This window comes from Autumnicola psychrophila, from assembly GCF_031846645.1.
GTDB lineage: Bacteria > Bacteroidota > Bacteroidia > Flavobacteriales > Flavobacteriaceae > Autumnicola > Autumnicola psychrophila.
This window is the reverse complement of record NZ_JAVRHN010000001.1, coordinates 309661-327850: the sequence shown is the minus strand read 5'-3', so window position 1 is coordinate 327850 and position 18190 is coordinate 309661. Positions and strand designations below refer to the sequence as shown.

At 39.2% G+C, this 18190-nt stretch carries 10 protein-coding genes; all 10 read left to right on the top strand.

The window, feature by feature from the left end; translation table 11 throughout:
* Window position 1 precedes the first annotated feature (1 nt).
* The 10 genes from RM541_RS01310 to RM541_RS01265 all read left to right on the top strand — a co-directional run bounded on the left by RM541_RS01310 (window position 2) and on the right by RM541_RS01265 (window position 18115).
* Complete coding sequence (locus tag RM541_RS01310; protein WP_311498424.1) at window positions 2-2086, top strand: transketolase C-terminal domain-containing protein; 2085 nt, start codon at window positions 2-4, stop codon at window positions 2084-2086.
* 7 nt (window positions 2087-2093) lie between these two features.
* Window positions 2094-2474 (top strand): cupin domain-containing protein, encoded by a 381-nt coding sequence (locus RM541_RS01305; RefSeq protein ID WP_311498423.1) that lies wholly within the window; start codon window positions 2094-2096, stop codon window positions 2472-2474.
* A 183-nt stretch (window positions 2475-2657) separates the two neighbouring features.
* A complete protein-coding gene (locus tag RM541_RS01300) occupies window positions 2658-3575 on the top strand; it encodes an NHL repeat-containing protein (RefSeq protein ID WP_311498422.1) in 918 nt (305 codons plus the stop codon).
* A 366-nt stretch (window positions 3576-3941) separates the two neighbouring features.
* On the top strand, window positions 3942-5273 hold the full coding sequence (locus RM541_RS01295) for a GntP family permease (protein ID WP_311498421.1): 1332 nt from the start codon (window positions 3942-3944) through the stop codon (window positions 5271-5273).
* Window positions 5274-5339: 66 nt separating this feature from the next.
* Window positions 5340-6173: a fumarylacetoacetate hydrolase family protein gene (locus RM541_RS01290; RefSeq protein ID WP_311498420.1), complete on the top strand. Its 834-nt coding sequence runs from the start codon at window positions 5340-5342 to the stop codon at window positions 6171-6173.
* 80 nt (window positions 6174-6253) lie between these two features.
* Entirely contained in the window at window positions 6254-7834 is a 1581-nt protein-coding gene (locus RM541_RS01285) for an aldehyde dehydrogenase (NADP(+)) (protein ID WP_311498419.1), read from the top strand.
* 121 nt (window positions 7835-7955) lie between these two features.
* The gene (locus RM541_RS01280; RefSeq protein ID WP_311498418.1) at window positions 7956-9677 is read left to right on the top strand and encodes an IlvD/Edd family dehydratase; all 1722 of its coding nucleotides are present in this window, start codon (window positions 7956-7958) and stop codon (window positions 9675-9677) included.
* A 353-nt stretch (window positions 9678-10030) separates the two neighbouring features.
* Complete coding sequence (locus RM541_RS01275; RefSeq protein WP_311498417.1) at window positions 10031-12382, top strand: DUF7133 domain-containing protein; 2352 nt, start codon at window positions 10031-10033, stop codon at window positions 12380-12382.
* A gap of 699 nt (window positions 12383-13081) precedes the next feature.
* Window positions 13082-13627 carry an azurin gene (azu, locus tag RM541_RS01270; protein WP_311498416.1) on the top strand — a complete coding sequence of 182 codons (546 nt, stop codon included), beginning with the start codon at window positions 13082-13084 and terminating at the stop codon, window positions 13625-13627.
* A 1041-nt stretch (window positions 13628-14668) separates the two neighbouring features.
* Entirely contained in the window at window positions 14669-18115 is a 3447-nt protein-coding gene (locus RM541_RS01265; protein WP_311498415.1) for a ThuA domain-containing protein, read from the top strand.
* Window positions 18116-18190: the final 75 nt, after the last annotated feature.

The following is an 18190-nucleotide window of genomic DNA, read 5'->3' as shown; positions in this document are numbered from 1 at the left end:
AATGATAGATTTAGAAAGTAAAAAATCTCTTATCAGAAAGGGAATTGTTCAATTACTTGAAATAAAGGATGCGGAAATTCGTTTACTCAATCTGCATCAATGTAGACATGCAATAGACAACGCCATACATATTGGGGGGGCATTTTCTGCTACCAAACCCATGGTCAGCCTTTTTTATGGCGGTATTATAGACCCAGACATTGAGAATCCAACTTCTACCGAAAAGGATCAATTTGTATTGAGCAAGGGTCACGCAATTGCTACTTTGGCCTCTATTTATTCTGACTTAGGTTATTTCAAAAAGGAAGTTCTGAAAAACTCGAGATCAATTTCCAGCATTCTTAATGGGCATCCAGGGCCACTTATTCCTGGTGTACATATTGCCACTGGACCGATGGGTCAAGGAATGGGTGTTGCACAAGGATTTGCTTTGGCAGGTCAAAAAGATGGTGGATTTGATGTCTATGCCCTTACGGGGGATGGGGAACTGCAGGAAGGTCCGATTTGGGAGACTATAATGTATGCAGGTTCTAAACGCTTGGAGAATTTTTGTGTAATGGTGGACCACAATGGTGGGCAATTGGATAATGTAATGTCATTACATTACCCTTACAATAATTTAGGTGGAAGTTTTGAAAGCTTCGGTTGGCGAGTCATGGAAATTGATGCCACTCAATACCACTCTATATATAATGCATTACATGATTTCAAGTATGGTGTTAGGGATGGTAGACCTACAGTGATTATTTGTCGTTCAACGAAAGGACACGGCGGGTTTTCAAGCCATATGAATAACCATAAAACCAGTATAAGCGAAGAAATTTTAAATCAAGAAGAATCATTTCATATACGCCATAGAGAATTAATGCAAAAGCGATTTTGTGCTTTATTTAATTCAGTTTGCGATAATGAATATTACTCCCATGTTAGGAAGATTTTGGAAAATCATGCTTCGCAAATGGGGCTTGAATTTATAAGTAGCGGAACCAAAGTAGCGAACATAAAGGAAAAGGAGAAAACTGTAAAATTAAAAAAAGCTTCACCTCGGAATAAGAAAATTGATTTTAACAACTACAATTTGCCTAAGTTGGAAGAGGGAAGAACATACGCAGCTCATAAGGTTATTGAAGAGGCTATGAAAGAGTTTTCGTTGGACAAGAATGTTGTTTCTGTTGATTCCGATTTGGCCTCTACAAGCGGGTTACAAGCGGGAATTGGATTTGTAGATAAGGATAGAGGCCTGAATGTGGGAGTAGCGGAAGCCAATATGATGTTGATAGGAGAGGCTATGGCCGTTTTTGGATTTAATGTATGGGTAAGTACTTTTTGTCCTTTTTTTGATTGGAAGGTTCTTAGAAGGATTGCTGTAGGCTACCAAGAAAGGTTGGAGGTAATTGACCAAGGAGGATGGCTCTCGAAAGGGCATGGTATTGATTATACAATGTTGGCAACAGCTGCTGACTTAGAGACTCAGTCGAATGGAGCTACCCATATGGGCAATGATGATGTTCTGTTGATGGACCAGGCTGCACACGTAAAAATAATAAACGTTTCTTGTCCCCAACAATTGCTTGCAATCATGAAATGGATAATGGAAGGAAACAAAGGAATAATTTATCTTCGTATTCTGCGATCTCCTTCAAAGGTGTTGTACAATGATAAATTTGCATTTGAATTTGGAAAGGCTTATTCACTGATCAATAGAGATGAAACGAATGCCTATATAGTAACTAGTGGCAGGGGTGTACACGAAGCTTTGGAGGCAAGCAGGATGCTCATGGAAAAGAAAATTAATGTGAATGTGGTGGATATGCCGTCCATTGATCCCAATACCATTTTGCAATTGTATAAGTCAGAAAAAATTATATTTATTGCAGAGCAGAATAATGGATATATATGGGTGAATTTTAAAAGGGTACTTTTTTCCAATGTGAGCACAATCAGTACTAAAAACCTCCACCCAGTAAATTTGACTACAGATGGGGATCTAAATTATGTACACTCAGGAACTTATACGGAACTCGCGGCACATTATGGATTAGATGCGGCTCATTTGGTTGAAAAAATTATTAGAACCATTAACTAATAAGAAAATGAAAATTATAAACGAGAGTGATACAGAGGAAGTAGCTCATCCAGGAAGATTTATGCGCTGGTTGGTCAATGAAGATTCATTAAAAGCAAAAAATCTTTCGGTTTGCGTAATTAGAGTAATGCCTGGGGAAGCAGTAAGACCAGCACATTCTCATCCCAATAGTGAGGAATTAATATATATTATAAGGGGTCAAGGAAAAGTAATGATTGAAAATGAAGTTGGAAATGTTAAAGAGGGATCTGCTATTCTTTTTGAACAGGGAAAAATACATATGCTAAAGAATACTGGAGAAATAGAAATGAAAGTCATTTGTTTCTTTTCACCGGCCACATCAATCGATAATTACAAAACGTTTGATGATATTTCTTTTCCTGATTAGTCCCATCTATTAATTTATTACGAATGAATAATTAGAAGAATAGCAAAGTTTTAAAATTGCGCCGCTCATGCCTTCTATTCCTTAGATTACTCTAATGATTTAAGTGTGTGGTCATATGAGCAATTCTCCTAAGATTGTGATTAATTACTTTTACTTTCTTTATATATATATAAATTGAAATTTATGAAATTTTTACTTTCTTGTTTTGTTAGTAGTTGTTTACTATTAATAATTTCTTGTGGTCAAGCTGAAAAGAAACAAAAAGATCAAAGCGGAGAAACTGCGAAAATGAGAACTGATTCTTTAAGTGTGGAACTAGAAAAGGTTTGGGAAACGGGGAGGGCTTTTCTAAAAACTCCTGAATGTGCAACTTATGACCCCGAAAAAAATATTTTTTATATTTCTAATCTCAACAGGGATAATGAAGTGGAGAAAGATGGCTATATATCTATTGTTAATGCCGATGGAAGTGTTGAAAATGCGAAATGGATTGAAGGATTGAGCTCACCTTTAGGTAATGATTTTTATAATGATTATTTATTTGTAAATGATGGAGGGGATATTGTAAAAATAAGTATTAAGAGTGGTAACATAATAGAAAAGATTCCAGTAAAAGGTGCCGCTAATTTGAATGGAATCGATATTGATAAGACAGGAAATATTTATGCAGCAGATTCAGAGGGTAATAAAATTTACATGGTGACACAGGATGGTGAAGTCACTCTTTTGTTTGAGGGGGAAGAACTAAATAAACCAAATGGTGTTTTTATTAAGGATAATGAGCTTATTATAGCCTCTATGTCCGGCAATAGCTTATTATCTTTTCATTTGGAAACTAATAAGATAAAAACTTTAGTCGAAGATATAGGTGGAGTAGATGGAATAATCCAATTGGAAGGGGGGCATTTTTTAACATCTAGCTGGTCAGGAGAGATATTTTTTATTAGTAATGATATGCAAAAGCAAAAAATACTTGACACAACTCTGGAGAAAATAAATGCCGCAGATATAGGATATATTCCCCACGAAAACCTATTAGTTGTTCCTACATTTTTTGACAATAGATTAATTGCTTACAAACTAAGCATTAATAAAGGTTGACATTTTCCCGTAAAGTGTGTAAAGTATAAATAACAGGGGTGGGATTTTTCTATATTCCAGCTGATTTTTCATAGATCGTAATGAAGTGGTTTGTAGTAATGCCTCAATTTCTGATAGGTATCAACTAATTATTAGTGGCTTTCCTTGTATTTTTTAAATAATAAACGCACAATAATTATACTAAATTCCCTGAAAAATGGTGAGTGCTGATGAGGGTTTCAAATCTACTTTGCCACAACAGAGAAGAACGTAGATAACACTCTATGAACGACGAGGAAAAATTGATGAGGATTGTGGAAATAAAATATTTTAACCTCTTATAGAAAAGCCTGAGAAAATGAGTGCACCATCAAATGAAAATCTGATATGACCGTAATTCTCCTTCTTTTAAGTGTAGCACTTATTATTATATTAACAGCACGTTTCCAGGTGCATCCCTTTTTGGCTTTATTTCTGGTGGCTGTCTTCTACGGTTTGTTAATAGGAATGCCCTTAGATGCAATTATTCTGTCTGTAAACCAGGGGTTTGGAAATACCTTGGGTAGTATAGGATTAATCATAGTTTTTGGTGTTATTATCGGTGCTTTTCTGGAGAAATCAGGAGGGGCTTATGCTCTTGCCGAAAAAGCGCTTCAAGTTGTAGGTAAGAAGCGGGTATCAGCAGCCATGGGTTTTATTGGATATATAGTTTCTATTCCCGTATATGCCGACAGCGGTTTCATTCTACTCTCCCCACTTAACAGAAGCCTGGCCAAGAAAGCAGGTATTTCCCTTGCCGGACCGGCTGTTGCGCTGGGTCTTGGTCTTACGGCTACACATACCATGGTGCCTCCAACCCCGGGACCAATAGCAGCAGCGGGAATACTGGGTGCCGATCTGGGACTTGTAATGTTATTGGCGGTGCCAATAAGTGCCTTGGCTTTAATCGTTGGGGTGGTATTTGCTACAAAGTATGCGGCAAAAACATGGATTGACCCTAATCCCGATATTTCGGAAAAAGAAATTCAAAATCGTTTAGATGATGCCCCGGGAGCTTTTAAATCTTCTATACCAGTATTTGTTCCTATTATTTTAATTGTTCTCAAATCAATTACAGCTAACGATGCCATAGGCATGCACATACCTTTTCTGGAAATTATTTTTTTCCTGGGAGAGCCAATAGTGGCGTTATGTATTGGTGCAATTCTCTCTTTAAGCTTACCAAAAAAACTTAATGCAAAAATGCTTTCGTCAGATGGTTGGGTCGGGAATGCATTAAGAGATGCCGCCTCCGTATTATTAATAACGGGTGCAGGTGGAATTTTCGGAAGAATTTTGCAGGATTCAGGAATAGCCACTACTTTAGGAGAAACACTGGCAGAAATTGATATTAGCATATGGCTTCCTTTTCTACTGGCAGCGGCAATTAAATCTGCACAGGGATCTTCTACTGTAGCTTTAATCACAACGGCGTCTATAATGCTTCCGATGATGACAACTCTAGGTTTCGATTCTGAGTTGGAGAAAGCTCTCGTGGTTGTGGCAATTGGTTCAGGATCAGCGGTAGTGTCTCATGCTAACGACAGCTTTTTTTGGGTGGTCAGTCAAATGTCGGGCATGAAAGTTAAAACGGGATATCGCCTTTACACAACGGGAACCTTTATATTAGGTACATCAGCGGCATTTTTCATATATTTAATATACCTTATTGTTGCATGATGTCCAGAAAAAGTATAAAGTTAGTAGAGAAGCGAGACCCAGTCAAAAATTATAACTAAAGAACAGATGAAATTATACAAAACACAAAATGGAATTGTCATAGAAAAGGATAATTCATACTACCTCCTTAAAGATGAAACCTGGGACTCATTTATTAATGACGATCATCTTTATGAAAAAATGAAAAATGTGACGTCGAATCTAGCGGCTGACCCTCGTGGAAAAAATCTCATTGACAACCTGCTGGCTCCTCTTGGGAACCAGGAGATATGGGCAAGCGGGGTAACCTACTACCGGAGTAGAGAAGGACGCCAGGAAGAATCGAAAGGAAGCGGTGGTGGCGATTTCTATGCCCGGGTTTATGAAGCGGAACGGCCAGAATTGTTTTTTAAAGCTTTGGCCCACCGGACAGTAGGACCGGGTGGAAAAGTACGAATTCGGAAAGATTCGGGGTGGGACGTTCCTGAGCCGGAACTTACATTGCTTATTACTTCATCTGGGAAGATTGTGGGATATACTGTTGGCAACGATATGAGTTCCCGTAGCATAGAAGGAGAGAATCCTTTGTACCTTCCACAGGCAAAGAATTACGATGGTTGTGCATCTGTTGGTCCTTGCGTTTATGTGAGTCCGAGTCCTCTGTCGCAGGATACTCTGATTCAAATGGAAGTGATCCGGACGGGAGAGAAAGTATTTGAAGGTAGCATAGACATAGGACAGATAAAGCGGAAGCTGACAGATATTGTAAAATATCTTTACAGAGAATGCAGTTTTCCGTATGGAAGTATGCTAATGACAGGAACCGGTATTGTTCCCGGTAAAGAATTCACTTTGCAAAAGAAGGATGAAATTAGAATCACCATTGAACCTATCGGCACTTTGGTCAATTTTGTGGAGTAAAGAATACAGGCGTGCCGGTATAAAAGGGCCTGGGATCAGTTTTTAATTTTTTTGGATGAATAATTTAAGTAGTAAATATTATGGAATTAATAGGAAAGAATATAATTGGTAATGACTTTTCCGGAGAGGGCAAGGATATCTTTTTTGCTGTAAATCCTTCTACAGGAAAGCAAATGGAACCTGGTTTTAAAGAGGCTAGTCAGAAAGAAATAGATTCGGCTGTCAGAAAAGCAAGTACGGCTTTTCAAGTTTACCGTAACAAATCGGGGCAGGAGAAAGCTGAGTTTTTAGAAACCATTGCCAATGAAATCATGTCACTGGGAGATTCCCTTATTAGCCGCTGCATCGAAGAAACTGGCCTGCCCGAAGGACGTCTTACCGGTGAGCGGGGAAGAACAGTGAACCAACTAAAACTTTTTGCTAAATTACTTAGAGAAGGATCCTGGGTAGATGCCCGTATTGATACGGCCGATCCTGATCGTCAACCTCTTCCCAAGGCAGATATTCGAAGCATGCTCAAAGGACTTGGTCCGGTAGGAGTTTTTGGAGCAAGTAATTTTCCACTTGCCTTTTCTGTAGCAGGAGGTGATACTGCCTCTGCTCTCGCTGCAGGTTGTACGGTAGTGGTAAAAGGCCACCCGGCGCATCCGGGAACTTCCGAAATGGTGGGACTTGCCATTCAACGGGCTGTTCAGAAGTGCAATATGCCAGAAGGTACTTTCTCTATGGTAAATGGGCCTTCTGTAGAAGTAGGGCAAGCGATTGTACGTCACCCTTTGATCAAAGCTATCGGGTTTACAGGTTCCTTTCGAGGTGGAAAGGCTCTTTTTGATGAAGCAAATAAACGTGAGGAACCCATTCCGGTTTATTCAGAAATGGGTAGTAGCAATCCAGTGTTTATTCTTCCGGGAGCTTTAAAGGAGAGAAAAGATAAAATAGCACAGGATTTGGCGGCATCGGTAAATCTTGGGGTAGGACAATTCTGCACCTCTCCTGGTCTGGTGTTTCTACAAAGCTCAGAAGATACCGAAGGATTTAAAAACCTCCTGTCGCAAAGTATAAGTGAATCAGATGCCGGTATAATGCTCACTTCAGGAATAAATGGCAGCTACCGGGAAGGCATAGAGAAGTTAAGCAGTAAAAATAATGTGGAAGTCCTGGCAAAAGGAAAGGAAGAATCCTCTTCCTGCCGGGGAACATCTTATTTACTACATACTACGGCTCAATCCTTTCTATCCGAACATTCACTTCAGGAAGAGATTTTTGGTCCTTCCACGCTGGCAATTACGGCGCAGCATAAAGACGAAATAGTGAAGGCGGCAGAAAACCTTTACGGGCATCTTACGATCACCATCCACGGCACAGAAGAAGATCTGCTGGAGCATCAGGATCTTATCCGTGTACTGGAACAAAAAACAGGTAGGATTATAATTAACGGTTATCCTACCGGAGTGGAAGTTTGCGATTCCATGGTTCATGGCGGACCGTTTCCGGCGACCACAGATAGCCGCTCCACTTCAGTAGGTACTGCTGCGATCAAACGCTTTGTAAGACCTGTATGCTATCAAAGCTTTCCTACCTCTTTGCTTCCCGACGAATTAAAAGATGGAAACCCTTTAAAAATATGGCGTTTAGTGAATGGTGATTTTAAAAAGGAATAGAAACAGAGAATAAATTCAGAGATTAAAAATCTGCAGAATCAGTCCGGTAAATAATTGTGTACTGATTTATACAATAAATTTTATTATTCAAATAAATTCCGGTGAAGCCGGAGCATTAGATATGAGTGAAGATAAGAAACTAAGAAGTTACGATTGGTTTGGAAAATCTGATAAAATGGGATTCGTTCACCGCTCCTGGTTGCGAAATCAGGGCTATCCTGATGATTATTTTGAAGGAAAACCTGTTATTGGGATTTGTAATACGTGGTCTGACCTTACACCATGTAATGGTCATCTACGTGATTTTGCCGAAGTGGTAAAAAGAGGGGTGGTTGAAGCCGGAGGTTTCCCATTAGAATTTCCGGTTACCTCCCTTGGTGAAACTATTATGCGTCCAACCACTATGCTTTTCCGGAATCTGGCTGCCATGGATACAGAAGAGTCGATTCGGGCCAATCCGCTGGATGGGATCGTGCTGCTCACCGGCTGTGATAAAACAACACCATCTACGGTAATGGGTGCCTGCAGTGTAGATCTGCCAACCATTGTGGTCCCGGGAGGACCAATGCTTAATGGCCGCTATAAAGGACAATGCGTGGGTTCAGGATCTTTTAACTGGCTGCACAAGGAAAAGCAGAAGGTGGATAATTTCACCGATGAAGATATTCGCGCTATGGAAATAGGTGCTGCACGTAGCCAGGGGCATTGTATGACTATGGGAACAGCTTCTTCCATGGCTTGTATGGTAGAAGCACTCGGTCTGACCCTTCCTGGAGCAGCAGCCATTCCGGCGGTAGATTCCAGGAAAAAAGTGATGGCACAGCTATCTGGCAGAAGAATTGTCGAAATGGTAAAAGAAGATCTGAAACTTTCAAAAATTTTAACCAGGGAAGCATTTGAAAATTCCATGGTAGTAAATTCAGCTATAGGAGGCTCTACCAATTTCCTTGTTCATTTGTTGGCTATTGCCGGAAGAATGGGAGTGGATTTGAAGCTGGAAGATTTTGACCAGATAGCAAGTAAAATTCCTTTAATGGCCAATCTTAAACCATCGGGAGAATACCTGATGGAAGATTTCTATTATGCGGGAGGTTTACCAGTAGTGATTAAGGAAATAAAGAAATACCTTCATAAGGATGCCATAACTGTGAATGGTCGGGGTATTGGAGAAAATACCGCTGATGCCACGTGTTACAATACAGATGTTATTGCAACTATTGATAAACCTTTTCAGCAAGATGCCGGTATTGCTGTTCTTAAGGGCAACTTATGTGAACAGGGTGCGATCATTAAACCATCGGCCGCCACTAAAGAACTTATGAAGCATCGCGGGAGGGCGGTAGTTTTTGAAACTATTGAAGATTACCATGCTCGTATTGATGATCCTGATCTGGATATTGATGAAAACTGTGTAATCGTCTTAAAAGGAGTAGGGCCAAAAGGTTATCCCGGTATGCCGGAAGTAGGGAATGTGGATCTCCCTGAGAAAATTCTTCGAAAAGGAATTAGGGATATGGTACGGATATCTGACGGTAGAATGAGTGGTACAGCCGCTGGAACTGTAGTGCTGCATGTATCTCCTGAATCTGCAGTTGGAGGAACCCTGGCTCTTGTTCAGAATGGTGATATGATTGAGCTCGATGTAGAAAAAAGAAGGCTTCATTTAGACGTGAGTGAAGAAGAACTACAAGAACGAAAAGCTGCGTGGATTCCCCCTTCTCCGTTAGCCACCAGAGGCTATGTAAAAATGTACATTGAACATGTACAGCAGGCTGATAAAGGTGCTGATCTGGATTTTCTGATTGGAGGTTCTGGCTCTGAGGTTACACGTGATCTTCATTAACTCCCGGTCTTTTTATTTAGAAAAGATTTAACTTTTCAAAAAATTTCAACAGATAAAGCATCATTAGCTATTTCAGCAGAACCTAATTAAAAACAGTTTTTAATTTTACTGTTTATTTTCGGATTTGCCGGTAATCTTCACACGCTCAGGAATTATATAAGAACTTTCTTTACATGAGCCCTGAACTGGACTTTGAAGATCGGGTAAATGATTTGGTGAATAGAATGACCCTCGAAGAAAAGAGAGGTTATCCGCTAAATGATGCTCCTGTTAATTAGGCTATTTAACCTAAATCTTTCTCTTATGTAATGGAAGACCTATAAAATTTCCTTTCTCACATCAACTGAATTTGTATGAAAACAACTTATATCACTGGATTGTTCTGTTTGTCTTTATTATTTACTTATTGCACGACTTCCCGGGAAAAAGAACAGGATGCTTTTGGTCCCAAACCCGCCTTTAATCCCAATCCTTCAGGATCATATATGTCCCCGGAAGAAAGCATGGAAACATTTTATTTACCTAAAGGCTACCACCTGGAGTTGGTTGCCAGCGAGCCTATGATTAAGGAGCCGGTAGCTATTGCATGGGATGGAAATGCGCGGATGTATGTAGCTGAAATGTTAACGTATATGCAGGATGCAGATGCCACTGGTGAGCAGGAGCAAATGAGCAGAATTTCGTTGTTGGAAGATACAGATAATGATGGTAAAATGGACAAAAGCACAGTCTTTATCGACAGTCTTTTGTTACCCCGGATGCTTCAGAGTGTAAACAATGAACTTCTGGTTAACGAAACTAATACAATAAACATTCATAGTTACAAAGATACCAACGGAGACGGAAAGGCTGATGAGAAAAAGCTGATTTACAAAAATGAGGATTATGTATTAAATGATGCTAATATGGAGCATCAGCGTAGTGGTCTGGACTGGAATTTGGATAATTGGATGTACGTTACCTACGATCCAATACGTTTTCGTTATACAAATGGAACGGTGGAAGTAGATACCCTGGTAAGCGGCTCAGGTGGGCAATGGGGAGTAACGCATGATAATTATGGACGTATATTTTATTCGAGGGCAGGAGGAGAGATACCTGCTTTAGGTTTTCAGATAAACCCGGCGTATGGGTCGCTTGATTTTCCTGATCAATATTCGGCAGAATTTTCTAAAGTCTGGCCAATAATTCCCACACCAGATGTCCAGGGAGGTCCGCTGAGACTACGGGAAAATGAAACGCTAAATCATTTTACAGCTCCGTGTGGGCAGTCTATTTTTCGGGGAGACGGGCTTCCACAGGATTTTGTGGGAGACTATATTGTTTGTGAACCTGTGGCAAGAGCTGTAAGAAGAGCCGAAATTGTAAATCAGGACGGAAAAACAATTTTAAAAAACACCTATCAGCAACAAGAATTTATATCCTCTACAGATATGAACTTCCGCCCCGTAAATACTGCCACAGGCCCAGATGGACAACTTTATATTGTAGATATGCACCGGGGAATAATCCAGCAGGGCAACTGGACAAAACCAGGTTCTTTTCTGCGGAAAAAAATTGATAGTCTTGGCCTGGCAGAAAATGTTGGCCATGGCAGGATTTATAGGGTAGTGCACGAAGATTATAAACCAGGACCAAAACCGAAAATGCTGGAGGAATCCAGCAGTGACTTGCTTTTAGGTTTAAATCATCCCAATGGATGGTGGCGGGATCAGGCACAAAAAGAAATAATTGTTCGGGGTGATAAAACTGTTGTTCCCGCACTTAAACAAATGGCAACAGCAAAAAGTGACTTGTTCTCCAAAGGGGCAGGTCATCTTGCAAGAATCCATGCTTTATGGACTCTCGAAGGTTTAGAGGCTATTGATAAAAAGGTTTTAAAAACAGCCTTAGAAGACGAACATCCTCAGGTAAGAAGAACAGCGGTGTGGATAAGTGAAACATATTTGGAGGAGAATGACGAGGAAATGATTGCCATGGTTGGTGAGTTGAAAAATGATGAAAATTATGATGTACGCACTCAACTCCTCCTTTCGCTGTATAACAGTAAATCACATAAGGCACGGGGTATTATCAGTGAAATATTAGCAGAAAACCCGGATAATGAAATGTTGGTAGCCACTAAAGATGCTTTGGACAAAAATGAACAAGTAAGAACCTTTGGAAAGAGCCTTGGTAGTATGCCGGAAGGAGACAGAGAGCTAATCCTTCGGGGAGCAGGAATTTTCAATTCCCTTTGCGCAAGCTGTCATGGGCCTGAAGGCAGGGGATTAGCGATAGGAGGAAGTACGATGGTAGCTCCTCCCCTGGAGGATTCTGATCGTTTAGCTTTTACAAAAAAAAAGACATTAACCAGAATTCTCTTGCATGGGCTGGAAGGTCCTGTCGATGGAAAAAAGTATTCAAGCGTAATGCCGGGAATGCAGGCCAATGATGATGAATGGATTGCCTCAGTGCTCAGCTATATAAGGCACGAATTAGGAGGTCGTCCACCAAGAAAACCTGGAGAAATTCCTGGAATGGCTCCTACTCCGGTAGATACCAAATCAGGGTTCCCGGTAAGGAAGATAACTTCGCCGGTAGTCACACCCGAGGAAGTAAAGGTGATTAGGAAGGAACACAGCGGGAGGAATAAGGCCTGGACATTAGATGAACTTCAAAATTTAAGTGAAAAAGAAGAACATCAACAGCAAAACTCTATTTAAAGACCTAGTCTTATTTATTAAATGAAAAAAATGTGATAGGTTGGTATTTTTGAATATGTAATCGAACTCGTGATTTATAGCTGCCTCAAAAAATGTCAATTTTCGATCTATAGTATTTGATTATGAGGTGCTGAATTCTTTTTCAGCATCTCATGATGATCGAAAAACACACGAACTTCTGCCAAAGGAAGCATATTTGAGTATAATCAATTAAAAATCAGTAGTTAAAAAGGTATACTAGCTTCAGCGAATTTATCTCCTCATATTCTAATTCCATTTAAAAAAGAGATTCTTCAAAAATGACAATTATCGGCTTGTAGTATAATATTTCTTTATTAATTTGAAATAATATATTCGATTTAAAAAACGGCAATTATTAAACCTACCATAAGCTATTTTTTAATCTGGAAGTTTCAGTATTATTATAAAATGGAATGCTTTCTTTGAGGTTGTCAATTGTAGAACTAATGCTAGAACATGTAAATGGGGGTAAGAAGGCGTTTGTTCGTTAAAATTACCTACACAAAATTTTGTTTTTACTAGAAAAGTTTAATTAATTTGGAGCTGTGGAAGGCACATTTAAAAAAATAGAAATTGTGTACTATACAGGATTGGGTTTTTAGAATTTTATGATATATTCGTGATAAGGCTCAAGATGTTTTCCTCTTGAAATAAATTAATTAAAAATAAATTTTAAAAATGGCATATTATAATAAGGCTCTTTTGCTTTTTGCAGTACTGGTAACAATAGCTTGTGGAGAAAAAAATCAGGAACAAGAAGAGGATAAAATTGTTGTTAGTGATAATATTTCTAAAAGCAGTTCTCCAGCTTTAGATTCAGATTCAGACATCTCGAATAAAAGTGAAAATGGAATTGTGGAGGTTTCTATTTCGGCCAGTGATCAGATGCAGTTCAACAAAGAAGAGATAAAAGTTAAAGCCGGTAGTATAGTGAAGCTTACTCTGAAGCATACAGGCGAAATGGATAAAAAAGTTATGGGACATAATTTTGTTTTACTAAAACAAGGGGTAGATATAAGTTCTTTTGGGCAAAAAGCAATGCAGGCAGAAGATAATGATTATATTCCTGAAGATGGAGAACAAGTAATTGCACATACCGAAATTCTTGGAGGAGGAGAATCTACAACCATTGAATTCCAAGCGCCGGAAGCGGGGACATATGATTTTATTTGTAGCTTTCCTGGTCATTATGCGATAATGAAGGGGAAATTTATTGTTGAATAACATCTGCTTAAGATTTTTTTGCTTTATCCAAAATTTGCATTTTACTGTGTTGCTACAGGGTAAGGGCGTCAAAAAGCTCCTATTTTGAAGTGGTGTTGTCCATTTCAATTGGATGATTAAGTGTACAGATAGACCAATTTCAACAGGGACATTTCCATTTTTAAAGGTCCCTTTTGTTTGGGTTTGCGCGTTGCCGCTTAAGCTCCTCCCTGGCATTGGTGTAAATTGGTTTACAGATTAGCTGGCTATATTTAAAGTAGTGCGGATAGTGACCCTAATTGTTTTGCCAACTTTCGATTACCATTGGGTATTTATTGTCCCATGTCTATTCGTTTTGATAGTTTTTCGTCTTCTATTACACTTGTTGCCTTGTTTCGCTTATCGCTATTCAAAGAACCTTCCATTTCTGATTCAATAGATTTTTCTGTGAAACTCTGTTGCATTGGTGCTAAAGCACCATCCTTTCCAAAAGCCTCTTGCCTTTGCTGAATTGTTCCAAGGCTTGTTCTTCATTTTGTTCAATTGTTATTATTTACTTTCGCTGTGTTTGAATATTGATATTAAATATGTTCAAATTAAATGAAGTCCGCACCCTTTATAGAAAAAAGCTGGTGTATATATTCTTCAATCTTAAACTCTTAACGGCAGCATTTATCTTTTTCTGTTAATTTTTGACTCCACCAGCATTCCAGGTTTAAAACGTACACTTCTGCCTTTTCTCTTTTTCCATCTAAAGAAAGAATTAAGAAACTGAATTTTTATGGCTGATCATGATAAACTAAAAATGAATAGAAAAATAAGGATCAAATCCGAATTTTTCCTAGACATAAATATTTGGTTCTCTGGTATTTTAAATTGTAAAAAGATTGAAATTCACAATTTACACCCTTCCATATCTTCAGGTTTTATTAACGAACAATGGTAACTATCAAAAAATTTAGCTAAAATATTTGCAAATTTTTAAAATAAAATCTTATTATTGTCAAAATTACTATAAGTAAAAAAGCTCAAGTTCCTAAGCTCTAAAATCACAGATTATTTATGAAATCCAAATTACTCCTTTTAACTATTTTTTTCTTTGCCGTATTGTTTGTTATAAGCTGTTCGGATAAAAATCAAAAACGTTCTGGAAATCCAAAGGTGCTGGTATTTACTAAAACTGCGGGTTATAGACATGCTTCAATTCCCGACGGGGTAAAGGCTGTACAGGCATTGGGAAAGGAGAATGGTTTTGAAGTAGACACTACATCGATTTCGGAAAAGTTTGTAGAAGATACTTTAAAGCAATATTCGGCTGTTATTTTTATGAGTACTACGGGTGATGTATTAAATACCCGGGAGCAGGTAGAGTTCCAGAGATATATTCAAGCTGGTGGTGGCTATGTTGGTGTGCACGGAGCTGTAGATTCAGAATATAACTGGCCGTGGTACGGGAAATTAATAGGTACCTACTTTAAAAACCACCCCGCCATTCAGGAGGCTACTCTGGAGGTGCACGAAGATGAAGCTTTTTCGGTTACAGAATCCTTACCTAACCCTTGGGTGACAACAGATGAATGGTACAACTTTAGATCGCTTCCTGAAAATGTAAACGTAATACTGAGTATTGATGAGGATAGTTATGAAGGTGGTGAAATGGGGGAAGATCATCCAATGGCCTGGTATCATGAATATGATGGAGGTCGGGGATTTTATATGGCTCTTGGACATACTCCGGAATCATACCAGGATCCAAATGTATTAAGCCTGCTTAAAGCAGGAATAGATTATGCTATTGGAGAAAATAATCTCTTAGATTATGAGAGAGCAACGGCTTTAAAGGTGCCGGAGGAAAATCGCTTTTCGAAGGAGATACTTGCTGAGGGCCTTGACGAGCCAACAGAACTTACAATATTGCCAAATCTGGATATTCTGATAGCGGAAAGAAAAGGAAATATTAAATATTATAGTTCCAAGGATAGTACACTTAGCATTGTGGCCGAGATGGATGTTTATTATAAGCCGCTTGAAGCTAAAGTTAATGTCGAATTTGGTGTATTGGGAATGCAGGCAGATCCTGATTTTGCCAATAATAATTGGGTTTACCTGTATTATTCACCAGTTGAAGAATCAGTAGATCGTTTATCCCGATTCCAGTTTAACAATGGAAATTTTGATCTTGATTCAGAACAGGTAATTTTGGATGTAGAGACGATGCGGGAAATTTGCTGCCACACGGGAGGCTCCATTGCTTTTGATTCTGCTGGAAACCTTTTACTTTCAACAGGAGATAACACTACTCCTTTCAATGAAATAGATCCGGCGACAGGAAAAGCAACTTCTATAAATACACATGGATTTGCCCCTTTGGATGACCGCCCTGGCTACGAAAATTATGATGCGCGCCGTTCTAGCGGAAACTCAGCAGATTTAAGAGGGAAAATTATTCGTATTCATGTAAATGAGGATGGCTCTTATAGTATTCCTGAGGGAAATCTCTTTCCTGATGATTCGCCTCAAACACGCCCGGAAATTTATGTAATGGGAACTCGTAACCCGTACCGTATTTCTGTAGATAAGAAGACAGATTACCTCTATTGGGGGGAAGTAGGCCCAGATGCTAATAACGACAGCTTATCTACCAGGGGTCCAAGAGGCTATGATGAGATTAACCAGGCGCGAAAAGCAGGAAATTATGGGTGGCCTTACCTTATAGGGAAAAATTACCCTTACAGGGAATATAATTATGCCACCGGAGAATCTGGTGATGCTTTTGATCCTGAAAGTCCTGAAAATAATTCCCGTCACAACACGGGGTTAAAAACGCTCCCAGAGGGGCAACCGGCCTTTATTGAATATCCTTACGCTATTTCCCGTGAATATCCTGTTCTTGGAAAAGGAGGGCGTACCTCTATGGCGGGACCGGTATATTATGTAAATGACTACCCTGAGGAAAAAAGGTTTCCGGAATACTATAATGGTAAATTTTTTATGTATGACTGGGTTCGGGACTGGATAATGGCAGTCACCATGGATGATAATGGAGATTTGCAAACTATAGAACCATTCATGGAAAGTGCAGATTTTCAAGCTATAAGTGATATGGAGGTAGGTCCAGATGGCCAAATTTATACAGTAGAATATGGTAAAGGCTGGTACTCACAAAACCCAGGCGCGGCACTTTCTGTACTTACTTATAACAGTGGTAACCGTGCGCCCGTTGTACGGTTCTTATTAGATAAGGATGCGGGTGGGTTGCCGCTAACAATAAAAGCATCTGCAGAAGGTACTTTTGATCCTGATGGGGATAAATTAACGTATGTATGGGATTTTGGAAATGGTGAAACGGTAGAGACCAATGAACCTTATGTCGAGCATACTTACGAATCTGAAGGAGTCTATGCTGTTACACTTAAAGTGTCAGATGGAAATGGTTCAACTTCACAGAGTCCTAAAGTTGAAGTTTACGCAGGGAATACTCGTCCGAAGGTGACCATTGGTATTACAGGAAATCCAAATTTCTATTTGCCTAATACCCCGGTAAGATATAGCGTTACAGTCGAAGATATTGAGGACGGAAATATTAGTGAGGAAGATTTGCAAGCACGTGGATATGTAAAAACAGATTACCTTGAAAGCTCAGATCAGGCTGCTTTGCACGTGGCAACCGTAGAACCTATGGCTACAGGTCTTCCTGGTAAAGCAAAAATGGAATCTTTAGATTGTGTGGCATGCCATAAAATTGATGAAAAATCTGTTGGTCCTGCCTATAAGCAAATGGCAGAAAGATATAAAGACAATCCTGAAGCAATGAATTTCTTGCCTGAAACTATTTTAAAAGGTGGTAGTGGCAATTGGGGAGATATGGCTATGGCTGCACATCCAGATCTTCCGTTATCTGATGCCAAAGAAATTGTTACCTGGATATTGTCTCTTGCTAATGAAGATTCCAAAGAACCATCAATGCCAATGAGTGGATCATTTGTTCCTTCACAAAGATTTGAACTACAACCACAAGGCGATATCATTCTTTCAGCATCTTATAAAGATAAAGCCAGTAATAAAATGCCTTCGCTTACAACCGTTGAAAACCTTATCCTTAAGAATCCAATACTATCATTAGGATCTTCAGCATCGTCTCCTGATGTTTCTGACATGACCATGGGGGGAAGGGAGATAAAATTTGTAAACAGCAGTGACAGCTGGATACAATTTTCTCAAATAAGCCTGAAGAATGTTAAATCTATTCTTCTTAGTTATGGTGCACGCCAGGCTTTAAAGGAAGGGTGGGTGATAGAAGTACGTCTAGATAGTGCTGAAGGAAATGTAATTGGCGAGAAGACTTTTGGAATGGGCGCGAAGGAGCGGGAGCGATCCGAAACTGTGGTTTCTTTAAAAAAGGATTTTAATGAAGAAGCTCTTCATGATGTGTTCTTTGTATTTCGTAATCTCAATCCCGAAGAACAAGCCGGCATAGGGATTATGGAGTTAAAATTACAGGATAAATAGACAAGGAGCAAACCGGCACTTAATAAAATCCAGCACTTAATAAAATAAAGTTTAACAGTACCTAAAATTAAGGTT

What these genes read in the sequence shown, in the direction of transcription:
- RM541_RS01310 (WP_311498424.1), top strand. Translation starts at nt 2, where the DNA reads ATGATAGATTTAGAAAGTAAAAAATCTCTTATCAGAAAGGGAATTGTT.
- RM541_RS01305 (WP_311498423.1), top strand. Translation starts at nt 2,094, where the DNA reads ATGAAAATTATAAACGAGAGTGATACAGAGGAAGTAGCTCATCCAGGA.
- RM541_RS01300 (WP_311498422.1), top strand. Translation starts at nt 2,658, where the DNA reads ATGAAATTTTTACTTTCTTGTTTTGTTAGTAGTTGTTTACTATTAATA.
- RM541_RS01295 (WP_311498421.1), top strand. Translation starts at nt 3,942, where the DNA reads ATGACCGTAATTCTCCTTCTTTTAAGTGTAGCACTTATTATTATATTA.
- RM541_RS01290 (WP_311498420.1), top strand. Translation starts at nt 5,340, where the DNA reads ATGAAATTATACAAAACACAAAATGGAATTGTCATAGAAAAGGATAAT.
- RM541_RS01285 (WP_311498419.1), top strand. Translation starts at nt 6,254, where the DNA reads ATGGAATTAATAGGAAAGAATATAATTGGTAATGACTTTTCCGGAGAG.
- RM541_RS01280 (WP_311498418.1), top strand. Translation starts at nt 7,956, where the DNA reads ATGAGTGAAGATAAGAAACTAAGAAGTTACGATTGGTTTGGAAAATCT.
- RM541_RS01275 (WP_311498417.1), top strand. Translation starts at nt 10,031, where the DNA reads ATGAAAACAACTTATATCACTGGATTGTTCTGTTTGTCTTTATTATTT.
- azu (WP_311498416.1), top strand. Translation starts at nt 13,082, where the DNA reads ATGGCATATTATAATAAGGCTCTTTTGCTTTTTGCAGTACTGGTAACA.
- RM541_RS01265 (WP_311498415.1), top strand. Translation starts at nt 14,669, where the DNA reads ATGAAATCCAAATTACTCCTTTTAACTATTTTTTTCTTTGCCGTATTG.